This window comes from Streptomyces sp. 3214.6, assembly GCF_900129855.1.
Lineage (GTDB): Bacteria > Actinomycetota > Actinomycetes > Streptomycetales > Streptomycetaceae > Streptomyces > Streptomyces soliscabiei.
On record NZ_LT670819.1, the window covers coordinates 3913850 to 3934777 of the forward strand.

General features: G+C 72.2%; 14 protein-coding genes. 6 read left to right on the top strand and 8 right to left on the bottom strand.

Annotated elements, in window-relative coordinates; genetic code table 11:
• Positions 1 to 5: 5 nt before the first annotated feature.
• Complete coding sequence (gene guaA / locus B5557_RS17360) at positions 6 to 1586, bottom strand: glutamine-hydrolyzing GMP synthase (protein ID WP_079660351.1); 1581 nt, start codon at positions 1584 to 1586, stop codon at positions 6 to 8.
• A gap of 287 nt (positions 1587 to 1873) precedes the next feature.
• Here guaA and B5557_RS17365 point away from each other — a divergent pair, with 287 nt between their 5' ends.
• From B5557_RS17365 to B5557_RS17385, 5 genes are all read left to right on the top strand, one after another.
• On the top strand, positions 1874 to 2197 hold the full coding sequence (locus tag B5557_RS17365; protein WP_079660352.1) for a chorismate mutase: 324 nt from the start codon (positions 1874 to 1876) through the stop codon (positions 2195 to 2197).
• A 770-nt stretch (positions 2198 to 2967) separates the two neighbouring features.
• The gene (locus B5557_RS17370; RefSeq protein ID WP_231976380.1) at positions 2968 to 3585 is read left to right on the top strand and encodes a hypothetical protein; all 618 of its coding nucleotides are present in this window, start codon (positions 2968 to 2970) and stop codon (positions 3583 to 3585) included.
• Between the two features lie 65 nt (positions 3586 to 3650).
• Positions 3651 to 4706: a hypothetical protein gene (locus tag B5557_RS17375; RefSeq protein WP_231976381.1), complete on the top strand. Its 1056-nt coding sequence runs from the start codon at positions 3651 to 3653 to the stop codon at positions 4704 to 4706.
• 156 nt (positions 4707 to 4862) lie between these two features.
• Positions 4863 to 5618, top strand: coding sequence for a hypothetical protein (locus tag B5557_RS17380; protein WP_197697307.1), 756 nt, complete (start codon positions 4863 to 4865; stop codon positions 5616 to 5618).
• Positions 5619 to 5814: 196 nt separating this feature from the next.
• Complete coding sequence (locus B5557_RS17385; protein WP_231976382.1) at positions 5815 to 6837, top strand: LPXTG cell wall anchor domain-containing protein; 1023 nt, start codon at positions 5815 to 5817, stop codon at positions 6835 to 6837.
• 197 nt (positions 6838 to 7034) lie between these two features.
• Here B5557_RS17385 and B5557_RS17390 read toward each other — a convergent pair whose 3' ends face one another.
• From B5557_RS17390 to B5557_RS17405, 4 genes are all read right to left on the bottom strand, one after another.
• Positions 7035 to 8846, bottom strand: coding sequence for a GMC family oxidoreductase N-terminal domain-containing protein (locus B5557_RS17390; protein ID WP_079660355.1), 1812 nt, complete (start codon positions 8844 to 8846; stop codon positions 7035 to 7037).
• Between the two features lie 45 nt (positions 8847 to 8891).
• A complete protein-coding gene (locus B5557_RS17395) occupies positions 8892 to 10553 on the bottom strand; it encodes a succinic semialdehyde dehydrogenase (protein ID WP_231976383.1) in 1662 nt (553 codons plus the stop codon).
• Between the two features lie 104 nt (positions 10554 to 10657).
• A complete protein-coding gene (locus tag B5557_RS17400) occupies positions 10658 to 12337 on the bottom strand; it encodes a serine/threonine-protein kinase (protein ID WP_079660356.1) in 1680 nt (559 codons plus the stop codon).
• Positions 12338 to 12362: 25 nt separating this feature from the next.
• Complete coding sequence (locus tag B5557_RS17405; protein WP_079660357.1) at positions 12363 to 13277, bottom strand: MBL fold metallo-hydrolase; 915 nt, start codon at positions 13275 to 13277, stop codon at positions 12363 to 12365.
• Positions 13278 to 13387: 110 nt separating this feature from the next.
• Between B5557_RS17405 and B5557_RS17410 the strand changes: the two genes are divergently transcribed.
• The gene (locus B5557_RS17410; protein WP_079660358.1) at positions 13388 to 14296 is read left to right on the top strand and encodes an AraC family transcriptional regulator; all 909 of its coding nucleotides are present in this window, start codon (positions 13388 to 13390) and stop codon (positions 14294 to 14296) included.
• 54 nt (positions 14297 to 14350) lie between these two features.
• Here B5557_RS17410 and B5557_RS17415 read toward each other — a convergent pair whose 3' ends face one another.
• The 3 genes from B5557_RS17415 to B5557_RS17425 form a co-directional block, all read right to left on the bottom strand.
• On the bottom strand, positions 14351 to 16015 hold the full coding sequence (locus B5557_RS17415) for a serine/threonine-protein kinase (protein ID WP_079660359.1): 1665 nt from the start codon (positions 16013 to 16015) through the stop codon (positions 14351 to 14353).
• 62 nt (positions 16016 to 16077) lie between these two features.
• Positions 16078 to 17895 (bottom strand): serine/threonine-protein kinase, encoded by a 1818-nt coding sequence (locus tag B5557_RS17420; protein WP_079660360.1) that lies wholly within the window; start codon positions 17893 to 17895, stop codon positions 16078 to 16080.
• Positions 17896 to 18062: 167 nt separating this feature from the next.
• Positions 18063 to 20900, bottom strand: a complete 2838-nt coding sequence (locus B5557_RS17425) for a protein kinase (protein ID WP_079660361.1) — start codon at positions 20898 to 20900, stop codon at positions 18063 to 18065.
• Positions 20901 to 20928 lie beyond the last annotated feature (28 nt).

Consider the following 20928-nt stretch of genomic DNA (forward strand, 5'->3'; position numbering starts at 1 on the left):
GGGGGTCACTCCCACTCGATGGTGCCCGGCGGCTTCGAGGTCACGTCGACGACGACACGGTTGACGTCACGCACCTCGTTGGTGATCCGGGTGGAGATCTTCGCCAGGACGTCGTAGGGCAGGCGGGACCAGTCGGCGGTCATCGCGTCCTCGGAGGAGACCGGACGCAGGACGATCGGGTGGCCGTAGGTGCGGCCGTCGCCCTGGACGCCGACGCTGCGCACGTCCGCGAGCAGGACCACCGGGCACTGCCAGATCTCCCGGTCGAGACCGGCGGCCGTCAGCTCCTCGCGGGCGATGGCGTCGGCGTCGCGCAGCAGGTCCAGGCGGTCCTTGGTGACCTCGCCGACGATCCGAATACCGAGGCCGGGACCCGGGAACGGCTGACGCTGGACGATCTCCTCCGGCAGGCCGAGTTCCTGGCCCACCATCCGGACCTCGTCCTTGAACAGCTTGCGCAGCGGCTCGATCAGCTGGAACTCGAGGTCCTCCGGCAGGCCGCCCACGTTGTGGTGCGACTTGATGTTCGCGGTGCCGGTGCCTCCGCCGGACTCGACGACGTCCGGGTACAGCGTGCCCTGGACGAGGAACTCCACGGCCGGGCCCTCGTCGGCGATGATCTCCGCCTGGGCCTGCTCGAAGACGCGGATGAACTCGCGGCCGATGATCTTCCGCTTCTCCTCGGGGTCGCTGACCCCCTTGAGAGCGGTGAGGAAACGCTCCTCCGCGTCAACGACCTTCAGCTGGACGCCGGTCGCGGCCACGAAGTCCTTCTCGACCTGCTCGGTCTCGCCCTTGCGCATCAGACCGTGGTCGACGTAGACGCAGGTCAGCTGGGAGCCGATGGCCTTCTGGACGAGGGCGGCGGCGACCGCGGAGTCCACGCCGCCCGAGAGACCGCAGATGGCGCGCTTGTCGCCGACCTGCTCGCGGATGGCCGCGACCTGCTCCTCGATGACGTTGCCCGTGGTCCAGGACGGGGTGAGCCCGGCGCCTCGGTAGAGGAAGTGCTCCAGCACCTGCTGGCCGTGCGTGGAGTGCATGACCTCGGGGTGGTACTGGACGCCGTACAGCTTCTTCTCGTCGTTCTCGAAGGCGGCGACCGGGACGACGTCCGTGGACGCCGAGACGGAGAAGCCCTCGGGGGCGGCGGAGCAGGCGTCGCCGTGCGACATCCACACGGCCTGCTCGGCCGGGGTTCCCTCGAAGAGGGTGGAGGACGAACGGGAGACGTGCAGGTCGGTGCGGCCGTACTCACGGGCGCCGGTGTTGTCGACGGTGCCGCCGAGGGTCTGTGCCATCAGCTGGAAGCCGTAGCACATGCCGAAGACGGGGACGCCGGCCTCGAAGAGGGCGCGGTCGACGGTCGGGGCGCCCTCCTCGTACACGGACGAGGGGCCGCCGGAGAGGATGATCGCCGCCGGGTTCTTGGCGAGCATCTCCTCGACCGGCGTGGTGCTCGGCACGATCTCGCTGTAGACCCGCGCCTCGCGGACTCGACGGGCGATGAGCTGGGCGTACTGCGCACCGAAGTCGACGACCAGGACGGTGTCGGGAGCGGCGGCAGCGGGAGTCGCTGATGACACGGGGGCCTTCCGGCGGTGGGCGGGGTCTCTGTGCTGGCCAATTCTACCGAGGTGGGCGTGGGTCCGGGCCCGTGCCCACACAGCCGCCTCGTCTCAGGATGCGAACCGCCTTGGACCTCGCCCGACGACACTGCATACTGGCCGCATGCTTTCGCAGACGACCTTCCTCTTTACCTATGGCAACCGGCCCACCTGGCTGCCATGGTCGTGCTGCTTGAGCAACTGACAAGCGACTTCCCAGGCGCCCCGGGCCGACAAGGTCCGGGGCGCCTGGTGTTTTCCGGATCCTGTCACTCCGGGGCGTCCCACCGAACCGACGAGGAGCCCCCATGACCGCCACCGACGTGACCGGCGCCCGTACCCCCGAGGCCGCCGACATGATCACCGGCGCACGCGCACGCATCGACGCCCTGGACGACCGGATCATCGGGCTGATCCAGGAACGGATGGCGGTGTCCGCCGTCGTCCAGGAGGCGCGGATCACCTCCGGCGGGCGGCGGGTGAACCTCTCCCGCGAGATGGAGATCCTCAGCCACTACAGCGAGGCGCTGGGCAAGCCGGGTACGTCCCTCGCCATGACGCTCCTGGAGCTGTGCCGGGGTCGCATCTGAGTTCGGGCGGCCTCTCACCCGTACGGCGCGTGACTGCCCCACGGACGGTGTCGTTGGTCCCGGTGTCCGCTCCAGCCAGGGGCGGGCCCGTAAGAACCACGCGTGGCTCGCTGGAGCGATGAGACGTACGGATCGTGCCGTGCGTCGTGGGACCTCGCTCCGGAAAGGTGACCGGACGGCAGGGGACAGCAGCCCGGTCACCCAAGAGAACGGCCGGCCTCGGGGACGCCCGGGGCCGACCGGCGGAAATTGCAAAAATGCGCAAGGGCTGGGTCAAACGGTTGCGGGGGCCGCGCTCATCCAGCACGATGCGTAGAAAGCTCCATTTCGACCCCTGCAAGGCCGTGTAAGGCCGTGTACTCCACCCGGCCTTGCGCGGCACTCGACAAGCCAGCGGCGCAACCCCCCGGCGCCGCTCCCAGGCACCGGCGCTGCCCTGACGCCGGTGCTGACGATGACGAAGGGCCTCGCGGATTCCGTCCCGCGGGGCCCTTCGCCATGTCCGGGCGAGCGGTCGGGCGAAAAGCCGGGAAGGGGACCCGGGAAGCGGACCCGGGAAGGGGACCCGGCAAAGGTCATGGATTTCTCAAAACTTTCGCCGATCTTTCACGCTATGCACACATCGCGCCTCTTAGGGATCACATCGAGCCAAACAGCGCTTGGCCAACTTTTGGCCAGTGCTTGATCCCGTTAGATCGCCCCATCCGCCCCGCGCTCACCGGAACTTCCGATGAATCACACAGGTGGCGGACAGACAGGGGGGATCGCAGGTGGCGATCAAACGGAGGACGGTCTTCGTCATAGGGGTGGCGACCGCCGCCCTGGCCGCGGGCACCACCATGGTCCAGGCCGCGCTGACCGACAACATGTACCCGACCAGTAATTACTTCCACACGTGTTTCGACGGCGACATGGGCGACGGGTTCTGCCAGACGGACAACAAGACCCTCACCCTCTACAGGGAGGGCAGTCTCTCCTCGGCCGAGAAGAACACCATCGCCCGTGCGGCGAAGGACTACTTCGGGCCTACCGACCTCGTCGTGAAGATCCAGTCCTCGGGTGTCTATGAGGGCGGCGCGGAGACCGACGTCATCTACAAGGCGAAGACGCTCTCGCGCGGGAAGATCGGCATCACCTGGTGTGACGACGCCGTCGACGCGAAGAAGTGCGACCAGCACTACATCGTCTTCAACAAGGACCACACCGGAATCGGCTCGGTCAACAAGTCGGACGCCTGCCACGAGACCGGGCACGCCGTCGGCCTGACGCACGGCCCCGACGCCAGCCCCCGGCTCGGTCTGTACGACGACCGCCTCGGCTGCATGTCGTACAACGACGTCTACAAGCTCGGCGCCAACAACAAAGAGAACATCAACGCGACCTACTGAGGTCCGGCCGGATCTGGCGAGAACAGTTCACATCTGACGAGCTGACCAGGGGGAATCTCGTGGCAATGAGCACAAGAAGAAAAGTGGCGGGGACCGTGCTGGGCGCCGCCGTGGCCGGTGTCCTGATCGGTTCGGCCGCGCTCGTCCCGTTCACGGACGACGCCCACGCCGATGCGGCGGGCCGGCGCGGCGACGTCGTCCTCGGCGAGTCGAAGGACGCCATCCCCTCCCGCACCGCGAGCGACTGGGTCTCGTACGGCGACCAGGCGGCGGTCGTCCATGTGGCCGCCGAGCACGAAGGGGTCGCCGACAGCGAGGAGACCGCGGCCGGCGAAGGATATCTGTCCCGGACTATCGACCTCCAGGTCAAGGAGCGCGTGTGGTCGCGGTCCGGGGCCACCGCCCTGCCCGACAGCCTGTCGATCATCGCCGACGGCTGGGAGTTCAAGCAGGGCGCCAGCAAGCTCCGGGTGAGCTCGCAGGACGCCTCCCGTATGGAGGTCGGGCACGACTACCTGGTCTCGTTCGCCCACTTCTCCGACGGGGAGTGGTCGACGCTCGGGACCGGCGCCATCCTGCCCTACGAAGGCAACGAGGTGGGCCAGGGCGAGTACGAGGGCACGACGGTCACCGCCTCGGCGTACCGCTCGACGATGGCGTCCCGGCTGGTCAGCGGGGTGGCCGAGCCCCTCACCTACCAGGCGGCCGGCAAGACCGCGGCCGGTGTCAGGACGCTGCTGACCAGCGCGACACCCGACGCCACCGCCGCGCAGAACTATGCCCTCGACGCGGTGGCCCGGGCCCGGCTGGTCGCCAAGGCCGCGGCGGCCGCGGCGGCGGCCTCGGACACCTTCTGCCGGGTCGCGGCTCCGCTCGCGACCGACGCCGGCAGCAAGTACTCGCCGGGTGAGCTCTCGGACATCGTGGGCGACCTGGCCGGGATGACGGAGACGCCGGCGGACGCCACGATCCTGCGGGCCTACGCGGCACAGCTGCGCTCCGGCGACACGTCCACCTGGACCGCCAGCACCATCCGCAGGACGGCGGCCACCCGGATCGGGCGCGCCTGCACCATCGACGTCGGCGACCTCCTGCCGAACGACACGGGCGACACGGAGTGACCGGCGCGGAGTGACCGGCGCGGAGTGACGGATGCGAGTCGTGGCCCGAGCATTCGGGCCACGACTCGGCCGGGGGGCGTCCTCATCGAACGAACAGAGGCCTCGCGGCGTCACAGTGGCGACCTGCTGTACCGACCAAGGGGGAGTCCCGTGGCCATGACCACGCGAACGAAGATCACGGGGGTCGTGCTGGGCGCGGCCGTCGCCGGCGCGCTCGCGCTCGTCCCGCTGACGGACGACGGCCCCGGCCCCGGCCCCGACACCGGCCACGGCTCCGCCGCCGCAGGCGCCACCGCAGGCGGGAACGTCGTGCTCGGCGAGTCGGAGAAGGAGGCCGTGCCCTCGTTCACCGCAACCGACTGGGTTTCGCATGGCGACCAGGTAGCGGTCGTCCGGGTCACGGCCGAGCACGAGCGGCGCGAGACCTCGAGCGCGGACTCAAGTGCGGACCCGGGCGAGGACTCGGGGGACGGCTCGGGCGAGGACTACCTGTCGCGGACGGTCGACCTCCGGGTCGGCCAGCGACTCTGGAGCCGCGCCGGCGCGCCGGCGCTGCCGGCCACCGTGTCGGTCACCGTCGACGGATGGCAGCTGAAGGACGGTGCGAAGAGGGAGGTGGGGTCGCGGAACTCCTCGCGGCTGGAGGTCGGCCACGACTACGTGGTCGCGTTCGGACACTTCTCCGACGGAGTGTGGGCCCCGCTCGGTTCGGGTGCCGTCCTGCCCTGCGACGGCGGTCGGATCGGCGAGGGCGAGTTCCAGGGGGAGACCGTCACCGCCGACGCCTACCGCTCGGCGCTGCGGCAGCGGTTGATCCCCGGCGACGAGGAACCGGTGGCGTACCGGGCCGCGGGGAAACCGGCCGCCGGCGTCCAGGGGATCCTGCGGGGCGCGAAGCCGACCGGTGGCTGAATCCGACCCGCCATCCGACCCGCCGAAAGTGTGATGTGCGCCATATAAAGATCCTGTGAGCCCAGGGCAACTGTTCACAGGCTTCACCTGTCACACCTACTGAAACAAGGCCCACTCCCACACCCCCATGCGGAAGGCCTCCCCCCAACCAGATCGACCCGAGGTCTTCATGAAGCTTCGCCGCACGATGGCGACCATGGCCGCGACCGCTGTCATCGCGCCACTCGCCCTGCTGTCCGCGCCCGCCGCCTTCGCGGAGGAGAACGGCACCTCCTCCCCGAGCCCGACCGCGACGGAGACCGTCACCTCCACGCCGTCCACGGCCGACTCGGACACCCCGGGCACGTCCGGCTCCCCGACCGACACCACGTCGCCGTCCTCGTCGTCCTCGTCGGACGGCGGCGCGAAGACGTCCGGTACGCCGTCGGGCACCACGTCGCCGTCCGCGACCGGCTCGGGCACGGCCGGCGCGAGCGCTTCGGCAAGCGCGGACGACGGCGGGTTCGACCCGTACACGGACTGCAAGAGCGTCGACCTGGACAAGAACCTCTCGGCGACGATCAGCGGCCTGCCGAGCAAGATCGTCGCGGGTTCCGGCTGGCACGACTTCACGTACGAGGTGGAGAACAACTCCGACGTCGACTTCAAGAACGTGTACATGACCACGTTCCTGGAGTACGTCGACGACACGGACGCCTGGCTGTCCGAGGGCCTCGCCGTCGTCCAGGTCAAGGAGGACGGCAAGTGGACCAACGCCTACCAGGACTCCTACGAGGACGAGGACGGCAAGACCGTCAACGTCACCGGTTCCTTCGTGGCTCTGCTGGACGAGCTGGAGAAGGACTCCTCCGCCACCCTCGACCTGCGGGTGAAGGTCGGTGCGAAGGCCCCGGCGGGCTCCTCGCTCGCGATGAGCGAGGCCGTCTACGTGGGCGACAAGGCCGACTGCCACTACAACGGTGACGTGTACGACGTCGAGATCCTCGCCGCCGGCGGCGACGCGGGCGGCGGCGGCGACGCCAAGCCGAACGGCGACAAGCCCACCAGCGGCACCGGCGCCCGGCCCCAGGGCAGCGCCAAGCCGATCAGCGGCAGCCTCGCCTCCACCGGCTCCAGCTCCGCGCTGCCGATGATCGGCCTGATCGGCGGGGTCACCGTGATCGCCGGCGCGGGCGCGGTGTTCGCCGCACGCCGCCGCAAGGTGGGCTCGCACGCGTAACGCGTCTTGACGGTCCGAGGACCGAAGGACCAGCGAAGGGACCTGCGCTCGGAGGGGGGCGCAGGTCCCTTCGCCCATGCCCTGGGCGGTGGCCCAATTGCCTGGGCGGTGGCCCAATTGCCTGGGCGGTAGACCTGGTTGCCAGGTCGGTAGCCCTGGTTGCCCGGTCGGTAGCCCTGGTTGCCCGGTCGGTGGTGCTACTGCTTGGGCGGGACGGCCGGCATGCCCAGGAAGGGCAGGCGCAGCGCGCCGAACGCCTCCGTCGGGACCGCGGGGCTCTTCGGCTCCACCGGCTTCAGCCGCTCGTACGCCGTCCCCTGTGGCGGGCGTGGGTCCGTCTCGCCCTTGTTGGGCCAGTACGACATCGCCCGCTCGGCCTGCGCGGTGATGGTGAGGGACGGGTTCACGCCCAGGTTGGCGGAGACCGCGGCGCCGTCGACGACGGAGATGCCGGGGTGGCCGTAGAGGCGGTGGTAGGGGTCGATGACGCCGGTCTCGCGGGAGTCGCCGATGGGGCAACCGCCGAGGAAGTGGGCGGTGAGGGGGGTGCCCATCAGCTCGCCGACATTGGAGCCCGCGAAGCCGTTGATGTCGGCGGCGATCGCGGAGGCCGCCTCGGAAGCGGCCCTGATCTGCTTGGGGTTGGGGGCGCCATGTCCCTGACGTGCCGTCAGCAGGCCTTTGCCGACGCCGTCCGGTTTCAGGTAGGTCGTCAGCGAGTTGTCCAGGGACTGCATGACGAGGCCGATGATGGTCCGCTCCGACCAGCGGCGGTTGGACAGCGAGCGCAGGACGAGCAGGGGGTGGCGAGCGGCGTTCGCCAGCCAGCCGGCGACCCTCGACGAGCCGTCCGCGTAGGGCACTTGGAGGATCGACAGGCCACCCATCGAGTTGGAGCCCTTGCCGTAGCGGACGGGTTCGATGTGGGTGTCGGCGTCGGGGTGGATCGAGGAGGTGATGGCGACGCCGCGCGTGAAGTCCGCCTTCGGCGCGCCGGTCGCCTTGCGGTAGCGGCGGTCGTCGGTCTGCGCGCCGACCAGGGCCTCGGAGTTGGTGCGGGTCAGCTCGCCCAGCCGGTGGGAGAGGTGGGGGAGTTGGCCGCCCGCCTTCATGCGGTGCAGGAGGGTCTGGGTGCCGTAGGTCCCGGCGGCGAGGACGACCCGGCGGGCCTTGAAGATCCGGCCCTTCGCCTTGCGGCGGTTGTCGGTGGGGAGGGTGGCGACGGCGTAGCCGCCCTGTGAGTCGTCCGTGACGGACACGACCGTCGTCATCGGGTGCACGACAGCGCCCGCCTGTTCGGCGAGGTGGAGGTAGTTCTCGTTCAGGGTGTTCTTCGCGCCGTGCCGACAGCCGGTCATGCACTCGCCGCACTCGGTGCAGGCGGTGCGGTCGGGGCCGACGCCGCCGAAGTAGGGGTCGGGCACCTGCTCCCCCGGCCTCGCCTTCGCGCCTGTGCCGTCCGCGTCCTCTCCGTCGCCGAAGAACACGCCGACCGGCGCCATGTGGAAGGTGTCACCGACGCCCATCCGCTCCGCGGCCGCCTTCAGGTGCACGTCGGAGGGGGTCGTCGTCGGGTTGAGGCGTACGCCGAGCATGCGGCGCGCCTGGTCGTAGTACGGCTTCAGCTCCTCCTGCCAGTCGGTGATGTCACGCCACTGGGGGTCGTCGAAGAAGGGCTTGGGCGGTACGTAGAGGGTGTTGGCGTAGTTCAGGGAGCCGCCGCCCACGCCCGCGCCGGCCAGGACCATGACGTTGCCCAGCAGATGGATGCGCTGGATGCCGTACAGGCCGAGTCCGGGGGCCCAGAGGTAGTTCTTCAGGTCCCAGGAGTTCTTCGGGAGCGCCTCGCGGGTGAAACGGCGGCCGGCCTCCAGGACGCCGACGCGGTAGCCCTTTTCCGTCAGGCGCAGGGCGGTCACGGACCCGCCGAAGCCGGATCCGACGACGATGACGTCGTAGTCATAGTCATCGTCGCGGGCGGGGGCGGGGGCGGGGGCGTCCTGGGGCACGTGCTCTCCTCGTCGAGAACGGGCGGGGCTCTGGCGTGTTGCGCCCTAGCGCAGCCGGAGTGCCTTCATCACCTTCAGGCTCCGGCTCATGAACTCCGCGTACTTCGCGTCGTCCATGCCCAGCGCCGGGGCCAGTGGCAGCAGACGCTGCTGGGCGACCGTCTGGGCCTCCGTGTACTTGAGGATGCCCTCGGAGCCGTGGCGGCGGCCGAGGCCGGACTCCTTCATGCCGCCCATGGGGGACTGCACGCTGCCGTAGGCGGCGGCATAGCCCTCGTTGACGTTCACGGTGCCGGCCCGCACGCGGGAGGCGACGTCGCGGCCGCGGCGGCCGTCCTTCGTCCACACCGACGAGTTCAGGCCGTACGGCGTGGCGTTGGCCTGCTCGATCGCCTCGTCGTCGGTCTTGAAGCGGTAGATCGAGACGACCGGGCCGAAGGTCTCCTCCGTGCACACCGACATCGGCTCGGTCACGCCGTCGAGGATGGTCGGCTCGAAGAAGTACGGGCCGATGTCCGGGCGGGCGACACCGCCGGCGACGACCTTGGCGCCCTTGGCGACGGCCTCGTCCACGTGCCGGGTCACCGTCTCCAGCTGGCGCTCGCCGACCAGGGAGCCCATGTCGGCGCCGTAGGCGAGGGAGGTGCCGAGGCGCATGGCCCTGGTGCGGGCGGCGAAGCGCTCGACGAAGGCGTCCGCGATCGACTCGTGGACGTACAACCGCTCGATGGAGATGCAGAGTTGACCGGCGGAGGAGAAGCAGGCGCGGACGGCGCCGGCCGCGGCCTTCTCGATGTCGGCGTCGTCGAGGACCAGCATGGCGTTCTTGCCGCCGAGTTCGAGGGAGACGCCGACGAGACGGGCGGCGGCGCCCTGGGCGACCTCGCGGCCGGTACGGGTGGAGCCGGTGAAGGACACGTAGTCGGCGTGCCGGACGACCTCCGGGCCGACGACCGGGCCCTCGCCGAGGACGACCTGGAAGACGTCGGCGGGCAGGCCGGCCTCGACGAGCAGGTCACGGGCCCACAGGGCGGTCAGGCAGGTCTCGGTGTCGGGCTTCATGACGACCGCGTTGCCCGCGACGAACGCGGGGAGCGCATCGCCCACCGACAGCTCCAGCGGGTAGTTCCAGGGGGCGATCTGGCCCACGACGCCGCGCGGGTGGCGCAGTTCGGTGACCTTCGTCAGGGTCGGCATGGCGCCCGCGTGCCGCTTGGGGCGCAGGTAGTAGGGGGCCTTGCGGCCGTAGTGCCGTGCGGCGACGGCGACGGCCTGCACCTCCTCGTGGGCGTGCAGGCGCGCCTTGCCGGTCTCCAGCTGGATCAGGTCGAGCACCTCGGCCTGACGGGCCAGTATCAGATCGTGGAAGCGGAGCAGGACGGCGGCGCGCTCCCGCACGGGCGTGCGCGCCCAGACGGCCTGCGCCCTGCGGGCCGTCTCGTAGGCCCGCTCCACGTCCGCCGCGGTGGACTCTGGCAGGTCGGCCAGCTTCTCGCCGGTGAACGGCGTGTGGTTGGCCGTACGGCCGGAGCCGGTCACGCCCTTGGTGAGCTGGGCGACCAGCTCCGGGGTGACCACGTCGGCGGCGGTGCGGACACCGGTGGGGGTGGGGGCGATCGGGTTGGTGCCGGTCTTGGCCGACGTCTTGTCCGGCGTCGTTTCCGGTGTTGCTTCCGGCGTCGTTTCCGGGGCCTGCGAGTCCGTCATGAGGCGCAGGGTATGACGTGGGGAAGACTTTGGGTACCCGCCGGTAATACGGTTTCACCGACCGCACACACGACGCCAGCGTTCACTGGCAACAAACCCGCTGATCAGGGCGTCGGGTCAGGTCGTTCACCGAGCTCCAGGCGGTCGCGGGCCTGCTTGAACACGGTGGTGCCCTGCTTCTCGTCCGGGGTGCCCTTGGGCATGTCGACACGCAGTTCGTACAGGCGGGCGTCGGCGGTGCGGACGAAGAGCTCCATGACGCGGGTCGGCGTGTCGTCCAGCCCGTAGGTGGTGTCGGCGAGGGCGGCGTCGTAGCCGTGGAAGGTGGTCCGGGTGGTCTGGGTGCGCGCGTCGGGGGCTTGGCCCTGCCAGGTCTCGTGCGCCTGGGCCGCCAGCGCCATCGGCGCGGCGGGCGCCCGATCCCACTGCCTGAGCCGTATGTCGACGGTGCCCGCCGAGTAGACCACCTGGCGGGGCTGCCGGCCGGCGGCGCCCTGCCGGGCGGACTCCCGGTACGGGCTCGGGAGGGAGAGCACGGCGTCCATTGCGTCCTCCCGGTGGGCGACCCAACGCGCCCGCGCGGGGGCAGGCTCCGACGGAGCTGCCGGCGCCGAACTGGCGTAGGTCACCGTCCGCTCCCCGCCCGCCCCGCTCCCGCCCTCCCCCGGGAGCAGGGAGGTTCCCAGCCAGGCCCCGCCGACGAGGACCCCGGTGAGCAGCGCGAGGGCGAGGGGACGGTGGTGGAGGGGACGCCGGGGCCGGGGGGCCGGAGTGGGGCGCGACCCCGCGGTCTGCAGCGTCCCGACGTCGTCCCCGAGCTCGCGCAGGCTCCCCGCGTCCTGAGCCTCGGCGTCCTTGCCCGCTCCCTCCACCGCGGGGAAGGACACGGATCCGCCTTCGGCCGCCCGCTCCAGCGCGCCGGCGGTCTCCTCGGCGGTGGGGCGGTCGTTCGGGTCGCGGGTCAGGAGGGCGGTGAGGAGAGGTGCGAGGGGGCCGGCCTGTTTCGGCTCGGGTGGGTCCGTGGCGAGGATCGCGGCGAGGGTGGACTCCGGGGTCGGGCGGCGGAACGGCGAGTGGCCCTCGACGGCCGTGTAGAGGAGGACGCCCAGCGACCACAGGTCGCAGGCCGGTCCCGCGCCACGTCCGGACATCCGCTCGGGTGCCACGAACTCCAGCGAGCCCACGAACTCTCCGCCGGCGGTGAGGGACTCCTCGCCCTGGACGTGCGCGATGCCGAAGTCGGTGAGGACGACCCGGCCGTGCGGGTGCCCCCGCTCCGGCGAAGTCGAGAGCGGGGCAGGCCCGAGCAGGACGTTGGCGGGCTTCACGTCCCGGTGGACGATGCCAACGGCGTGCGCGGCACGCAGGGCGCCCAGCACGGCGAGGCCGACACGGGCTGCCTCTGCGGGCTCCAGCGGGCCGCGCCTCAGCACCTCGTGCAGGGACTCGCCCCGGATCAACTCCATGACGATCCAGGGCAGTCCCCCATCGGGGCCGACCCCGTCCTCCTCGACCACCACGTCGTGAATGGTGACGGCGCAGGGATGGTCGACGCGGGCGGCGGCCCGGGCCTCGCGGTAGAGGCGGTGGGCGGCCCGACGATGGGACTCGTCCTCGGGGTCGCCGGTCAACCGGGGCTGTTTGACGGCGACTTCACGCTCCACGAGCTCGTCGCGGGCCCGCCAGACGGTGCCCATGCCACCGGAGCCGATGCGTTCGAGCAGCCGATAACGCCCGCCCACTATCCGTCCCTTGGCGCCGCCGGGATCACCGTCGTTGCTCATGCCTCCATGACTACCACGATCACCCTCACCCCCACCGCCCCACAGCGAACCCTCCCGTCCCCGACCGCCGCACCACCACCACACCCGACCCGGCGAAGTGCGCCGGTATCACCAACTCGCCCTCGTCCGCCGCTCGTTCGAGGACCCGGGCGCGACTGGCCGCCGCCCGGCCGGGGTCGAGGCAGAAGCAGCTGCTGCACTCCGGCCGCAGCACCTGCACCGGGTTGTGCAGCAGGTCTCCGACGAACACGGCCCGTTCGCCGCGCGAGGCGACCCGCAGGACGGCCGAGCCCGGGGTGTGGCCGGGGGCCGACTCCAGGGTGAGGTGCTCGTCGACGCGATGCTCCCCGTCCCACAGCACGGACTGCCCGGCCCGGTGCACGGGCGCGACACTGTCCTCGTAGACCAGCCGGTCGTCCTCCCCCACGCCACCGCCGTGGCCGCCGGTCGGACCGAAGTACATGTCGTCGGCGGCCGGGAGGAGGTAACGGGCCCGGGGGAAGGTCGGCGTCCACTCCCCCGCCACGTCCTGGGTGTTCCAGCCGACGTGGTCGGCGTGGATGTGGGTGTTGACCACCACGTCGACGTCCTCCGGGCGCACCCCGGCCCGCGCGAGCCGCCCCGGCAGGTCGCCCTGCCGCCGGTGGAAGTGCGGAAAGCCGGGCCGTTCCCGCCCGTTGCCCACCCCGGTGTCGACGAGGACCGTCCGGCCCGCGCTGCGCACGACCCAGGTCTGCAGCGCCGACACCACCCGGTCGCTGCCGGGGTCCCAGTGGTCGGGCGCGAGCACTCCCCGGTGCTCCCGCCACACCTCGGGACCGCAGTCGGGGACCAGGTCGGGAGCGGGCACGAAGAGGGACTGCCACTCGACGATACGGAGGATCTCGACGTCCCCGACCGTGAAGCTCTGTACGTGTTCTTCCGTCGCTTCGGTAGTCATGGTGGGAAGCCTAGGAAGCCACCGCTGAGCGTTTCGATGCCCGAAACGCTCAACCGGATACGCGTACGCCTCGGTTCACGTCGCCGGTTCGGCCGCCGTATCGTTCCCCCATGGACGTGGTCAGCGACGCGATCTCCTCCGTGCGCACCGGACGGCCGCACTCCAACCGCCTGAGCGTGGGCGGAAGGTGGTGCACCCGGATCGCCTCCTACGAGGGCGCCGGCTTCCATGTCGTCCTCGCGGGGAGCTGTTGGCTGCTGCCGGAGGGCGGGGCGGGGATCCCCCTCGGCGTCGGGGACGTCGTCCTGCTGCCGCACGGCGCCGGACATGTGCTGGCCGACGGGCCGGTGGACGCGGCGACGGCGGCCCGTGCGGTGCCGTTCGAGGAGGAGAGACGCGCGCGGCACCCCACGGCGGGCGGGACGGAGTTGCTCTGCGGCAAGTACCGGCTGGACCGCAGCCGCACACACCCGCTGCTGGCGGAGCTGCCCCAGGTGGTGCACCTGCCGAACCGGGCCGACCGGCCGGCCGAACTCCGGTCCGCCGTGGACCTGTTGGCCGGCGAGCTCGACGGCCGACGGCCGGGCTCCTCCCTGGCCCTGCCCAGCCTTCTCGACCTGCTGCTCGTCTACATGGTCCGGGCGTGGCTGGCGCGGGCCGCGACCGGCGCCTGGCCGGCCGTACTGGGCGACCCGGTGACGACGGCCGCGCTGCGCGCCCTGCACGCCGACCCGGCCGCACCCTGGACCAACGACAGCCTGGCGGCCCGTGCGGGGGTCTCCCGGGCGACGCTGGCACGCCGCTTCACCTCGCTCGTCGGCCGCCCGCCGATGGCGTACCTCACATGGTGGCGGCTGACCCTGGCCGCGGCCCGGCTGCGCGACACGGACGCGCCGCTGGCGGCGGTGGCCCGCGAGACGGGGTACGGCAGCCCGTACGCCCTCTCCCACGCCTTCAGCCGCGAGTTCGGAACGACACCGGGCAGATACCGTGACCTCTCCTGGCCTGGCCGGACCTGAAGCTTGTGGGGGGTCGGGTTGGCGGTCGTCGTGCGGGCCACCTCGCGGCCGTGCCTACCGTTTCACGAACGTGTCGACGGCGACGTCGAAGTACTCCCGCGCCTCCCGCACCTTCCCGACCGGAGCCGACACCCACACGTCGTACAGTCGCCCGCTCTCCTCCCAGCACAGGTCGTACGTGTGCCGGGGGCCCTCCGCCGCGCTGAAGCCGTCCCAGGTGAACTCCCAGAGGGCGGCGGGGTGTCCGCCGTGCGCGGTCTGTGTGACCCGGCCGTCGTGGTAGCCGGGGTTGGTGTCCGCGCCGTTGGCCGCCGCCCGCTCCATCACGCTCAGCGGGCCGCCCGGTTGCGGGTCGGCGACCTTGACACCCAGGCGGAAGACCTGCCCCGGGGACATGTAGAAGACCCGCTCGCCCTGCGGCACCCGTGTGAAGCCGTCCGGCACGGCGAGCGCGAACCCGCCGGGATCGTCGGCCACGCGGTAGCCCGACGGCGCGGACGGCGCGCGGGTCCCCCCGACGGGCTGCACGGGAACCGCCGTGGAGGAAGGGGTGAAGGCTGTGGAAGAGGAGGGGCGCGGGGTGGGTGTGGGCGCAGGGCTCGTCGTACCGCCGACCGAACCGCTCGCCGTACCACTCGGGGTACCGCTCGTCGACGCACCGGTCCCCGGTGCCGAACTCGTGGGCGTGCGCCCTCCGTCGCCGTCCTCCCCGTTCATCAGCAGCGCCGCCGCCGACACGCCCGCCCCCGCCATCGCGGCGACCAGCAGCGCGGCCACCAGCACCCCGCGCGTCGAGCGCTCCCGGGCGGGCGGGTCCGGCTGTGGCCGGGGGAGGTCGGCCTGGGTCGGCGTGTAGCCGGACGACACCGGCTGCGGTGTCCGCCCGGTCTCCAGGTAGGCGCGCAGCAGCCGCTCCGCCTCCGCCCCGCCCAGCCGCCGGTCCGGATCGCGCTCCAACAGCCCCCGTACGACGGGCAGGAGCGGCCCGGCCTGCGCGGGCGTACGGATCTCGGCGAAGACGACGGCGTGCAGGATGCCGCCCAACGAGTCACGACGGAACGGGGATTCGCCGCTGAGCGCCGTGCACAGCAGCGCGCCCAGCGACCACAGGTCGGCCTCCGCGCCGGTCCGCGCCCCGGACATCCGCTCCGGCGCGGTGTATTCGGGCGAGCCGACGAACGAGCCGGTCTCGGTGAGCGTGGTGGCGCCCGCGACCTGCGCGATGCCGAAGTCGGTGAGGACGACGCGGTCGCTGTCGCGTTCCAGCAGGACGTTCGCGGGCTTGATGTCCCGGTGCAGGACCCCGGCCGCGTGTGCGGCGCGCAGCGCGCCCAGCAGGGCGACGCCGATGCGGGCCACCTCGTCCGGCGCGAGCGGGCCGTGCGCGGCGATCCGGTCGGCAAGCGAGCCGCCGTCGATCAACTCCATGACGATGTACGGGCGTTCGCCGTCCTCGACGACGTCGTGCACGACGATGATGTGCGGGTGGCTCAGCTGGGCGACCGCGCGGGCCTCGCGCAGTGTCCGGTCGCGGCGGCCCCGCGCCTCCTCGTCGGACAGCGTGTCGTCCTGGGTCAGCTCCTTGACGGCGACACGCCGTCCCAGCAGCTGGTCGGTGGCCCGCCACACGACCCCCATGCCGCCGCGCCCGAGCCTCGCCTCCAGCCGGTAACGGCCCGCGATGACCCGCACGTCGTTCCCGCCCCCCTCGGTCCCCATGCGCCCATCATGCCCCACCGGACGCCATGCCTCCGGGGCGCCGTCCGGCCAACTGCGGCGAGCTATGAGGCGGGTTCGCGCCAGCTCTGCAGCACGGACCTGAACTGCTTGGCCGTCGTGTCCCAGTCCGCCGCGGGCGAGGACATGTAGATCGCGTACTCGGTGCCGTTGCGGGCGACGTACGTCTCCTCGATCGCGCGGCGCGGCCCGGGGAACTCCGTGTCCTTGGCCTGCGCGGTCCAGGTGTACTCCCACTCGGAGCCGTCGCGGTCGCGGTAGACGTTCTTCTCCAGGGTGACCCGGTTGTAGTCGACAAGCCGCTTGAGCTGCTGTTCCAGGTCGATCTGGTGCGCGTACGGGTCGCTGAAGTCGGGGGACTTGTCGAGGGCGATGCGCACGAAGTGCTTGCCGCCGTCGGGCGTGTAGTCGATCTGCTGGAGGTCGCCGTCGTCCTGGTACACCGTCCGCTTCCAGCCGTCGGGCAGCGAGAGCCCGAAGCCGAGCGGGTCCTCGACCGGCTTCCAGGAGTCGGGCACGGCGCCCGGGGCGCCGATGCCCGTCGGGCTCGGCGATGCGGACGACGACGCCTGCCCCGCCGAACCGCTGGCCTCCGGCTGTCCCGTGTCCCACTCCTGCAGCGCCACCGCCGTACCCCCGCCGACCAGCGCGGCGACGACGATCACGAGCGCGAGCGTGCGCAGCCGGCGCCGGGGCGGCTGGGTGGCCGACGTGGACGAGTCCGGGCCGATGTGCGTCGGGCCCACGGCCGTCGGGCTGTAGCCGGGAACCGGCGTCGAAGCCTCCGGCGGCACGGGAACGTACGCCGTACCAGCGGTACCGGAGATACCACCCGCACCAGAGGTGCCACCTGCGCCGGGGATACCACCTGTGCCAGGGATACCGCCCGTGCCGGAAGTACCGCCCGTGCCAGGGATACCGCCCGTGCCGGAAGTACCGCCCGTGCCGGACGTCGGGCTGGACATGGAGTGCGAGGTGGGGTGACCCCCCGTGGCCCGGTCGGGGCCGCCGAACTGCGTCGGCACGTACGCCTGTGCCCCGTTCGGGCGCCGTCCCTCGGCCGCCTCGGCGAGAAGGTGCTCGGCTTCGGTGGTGTCGGGGCGGGTGGCCGGGTCCTTGCGCAGCAGGGCGGTGATGACGGGGCCGAGCGGGCCGGCGTACTGCGGGTCGGCGGCCTCCTCCTCGACGACGGCCTGCAGCGTGGTCAGCGGCGAGGTGCGCCGGAACGGCGACCGCCCCTCCACCGCCGTGTACAGCGTCGCACCCAGCGCCCACAGATCGGAGGACGGACCGGGATCGTGGCCGCGCACCCGCTCGGGGGCGAGGTAGTCGACCGAGCCGACGACCTCGCCGGTGCGCGTGATGGTCGTGTCGCCCTCGATCTGCGCGATGCCGAAGTCGGTGAGCAGGACACGGCCGTCGTGCCCGAGGAGAACGTTGCCGGGCTTGACGTCACGGTGCAGGACGCCCGCGGAGTGCGCGGCACGCAGGGCACGCAGCACCCACAGGCCGATCCGGGCCGCCTCGGCGGGCTCGACGCGCCCGTCCTCCTTGACGGCGTCGGCCAGCGAGCGGCCCTCGACCAGCTCCATCACGATCCACGGCCGGCCGTCGTGTTCGAGCACGTCGTGCACGGTGACCACGGCGGAGTGGTTGATCCGCGCCGCCGCGCGCGCCTCCGCCCTGGTCCGCGCCAGCAGGACGCCTCGGTCGCCCTCCGAGACGTAGAGCGCGGCCGTCAGCTCCTTGATGGCGACGGCCCGGTGCAGCAGCTCGTCGTGGGCACGCCACACCCGGCCCATGCCGCCGCTGCCGATGGAATCGGCGAGCCGGTAGCGGCCCGCGAGGAGCAGGCCCTGCATCTGATTCACGTTGCCCCGCAATGCTCTTGACAGGCTCAGCGTAAAGACCGGGCCGCATTCGTGGAACCAGCGGGGTCCCAAGGAGACACCACTGTGACGGTTGTCGCTTCCACGGCCATGCGGGAACCGGGGCGAACCGGGCGTCCCTCAGCCGGTGTACTGGTAAGTCAGCCGGTGTACTGGTAAGTGGCCGACGCCTGCTCATACAGCCGCGTGACCTCGTCGCGTTCCGCCTCGGGGCCTCTGACCTGCACGATGTGGTACCGCCCTGAGATGAGAACGGCGAGGTTGCGCACGTAGAGCGCGCGCCCGCCACCGTCGGTCCAGGTGAACTGCCCCTCGGCCATGGTCCGCGCGCCCACCGTCGTCGTACGCAGCCCGGAGGCCGTCGCCCAGCTGGAGTCGCGGTACGGCTGGAGCTCGCTCTCCTTCTCCCGCTGGTAGACCATCGGGTCGCTGCCGTTCGACGAGGCGCTGTCGCGTCCCGGTACGACGATCAGCTCGAAGTCGCCGTGCGTGTAGACGACCTGCCCGCGTCCGTTCTTCGGCGTACGGTCCCAGCCGTTGGCCACGGCCACCTGGAAGCCGGCGTCGTCCTTACGGACGGTGAACCCGTCGGCGACGTTCGCGCCGGCGCCGCCCGTGCTGCCGGTGCCGCCGGTCTGCGTGCGGGTGGCTTCCGAGGACGCGGAGGCCCCCGCACCCGGCGAGGTCTGGTCGGGCCGGGGCTCGCTGCTCGCGTCGGGCGCCTGGCCCGCCGATGTCCCCGTGGACCCGGTCCGCTGGGAACCGCCGGTACCGGCCGCGCCGTCCTCACCGGCCTTGGGCATGAACAGCACGGCGTAGGCGATCGCCGCGACCAGCACCAGCAGGATCAGCACCAGCAGCGTGCGGCCCAGACTGCGCGGCGAGCGGTCCGCGTCCTGGCGGCCCCGCTTGTGCCGCCCGTGCGTCGCGGGCAGTCCGGCGCGCCGTCTGCGCACCAGCTCGCCCTTGCGGCGGACGATCGGCAGCCGACGCGGATCGGCGGGCGGCGCGGCGACGACGTACGTGCCCGCCTCCGGCTCCGGCGCGGAACGGACCAGCGAGCGCAGCCAGCCCCGCAGCTCCTCGAAGTCGAGGCGCTCGGTGGGGTCCTGGCGCAGCAGCGACTCCACGACCGGCCTGAGCGGTCCGCACTCCTCGGCGAAGGCGGGCGGCTCGGCGCACACCAGCTGCACCAGCTCTGCCGTCGACTCCTCCGGGTACGGCGCATGCCCCTGTACGGCCCGGAAGAGCAGCGCGCCGAGCGCCCACAGGTCGGTCGCGGGACCGATCGGCGCGGCCAGCTGCCAGTTCTCGTGCACGGGTCCGGCCTGCTCGGGCGCCCACCGCTCGGTGACCGGCCCGACGACGGCCATCCGCGCCTGCCGTGCCCGCTCGGCGGCCAGCGCGGTGGCCGGTCCGCTCCGGGGAACGCTCCCGGGCGCCTCGGCCGCGAGCTCGTTCCAACGGGCCCCGGCCGGCGCCTCGCCCGACGGTTCCTGCACGGGCGGGTGGGAAGCGGGCGGGAGCGGAGCGTACGGCGACGCGCCGGGTACGGGGGCGCCCCGGACACCGTAGGGGTCGGCGATCTGCCCGGGAGGCCCGCCGTCCACGCCCCCGGGGACGCTGTCCGCCGAGGTCCGGGCGCCGGGCAGGGCCGCCCGCCCGTTCTGCTGCGCCTCCTGGGCCTCCTGCACCCGGGCCGCCGCCCGCGCGCCCGCTCGGTACGCGGCGATGGCCCCGGCCCGCGCGGCACGGATGTCTCCGCCGGTGTCCGAGGGCGCCCTGCGGGCCACCGCCCCACCCCCACCGGACGCCTCGCCTGCCGGCACGGGCAGCACACCGGTCGCCCGCGCCTCTATGGCAGCCCGCCGAGCAGCCTCAGGATCCACCGCCTCAGCCCCCGAGCCCACCCCGGGCCCAAACCCGCCGCCCCCAACAGCACCACCAACCCCAGCCCCCCCAAACCCACCAGCCCCAGAACGCCCACCAGCCCCAGCGGATCCACCAGTGACCCCACCGACACCCCCTGTACCAGCGGGTCCAACACGCCCACCAGCCCCAGCGGGCCCAACAGCAGCCCCACCGACACCACCTGCACCAGCAGGCCCAAGGGCAGCCCCCCTGACACCACCTGCTCCACCTGCCCCAGCAGCACCACCGAGCACGCCGGGCCCACCAACGCCTCTGGATGCACCGGGATCACTGGAACCACCGGCACCACTGGTACCACCACCGGGCTGAAGCGGCACCGCACGAGGCCCGCTGCCTCCACCTGCCCCGCCGCTCCCGCCGTTACCGGCGCTACCGCCGGAGGCATCCTCGTCCGCCGGCACCGGGTCGTACCCGCACAGCGCCTCTTCGGCCGCGCCGACCGCGAGGCCGGTCAGCATGACCCGCCCGTCGTCGCAGACGAGGACCGTGCGCGCGGTGATGTTCCGGTGCACCCAGCCATGTGCGTGCAGCACCCGCAGCGCCGTGAGCACGTCGGAGGCGACCTCGGCCGCCCGGTACGGCGTCAGCGGCTGCTCGGCGAGCAGTGCCGCCAGCGGCCGGGCGGCGACCAGTTCACTCACTATCCACAGCGAACCGCCCTCGGCGAAAACGTCGAAGACCTGGTCCAGCCGCGGATGGTCGGGAATGCTCGCCGCAGCCTGCGCCGCCTCCATCGCCCGCCGTACGACGGGGTCGGCGGGCCGTCTCGTCCCGGCGCCCGCACCCACTCCGGCGCCCGCCCTCGCGCCCACACCCCGTGCCCCCGGCCGCCGTGCGCCGCGCTCGCGGGCCGTGAACCCGTCGGGCAGCCCCTCCGCGTCGAGCACCTCCGCCTCGACGACCTCCGGCAACGGCACCTGGCGGACCAGGACTTCCTGCCCGCTGTAGGTGTCGAAGGCCCGGGTCTCGGTGAGTTCGTACTCTTCGGAGGGCGGCAGCGGCAGGCGGTAGCGGTCGACGAGTACCCGACCCGCATAGTCGTCCACGTTGCCTCCCCCGGCCGGCCGGTCGGTC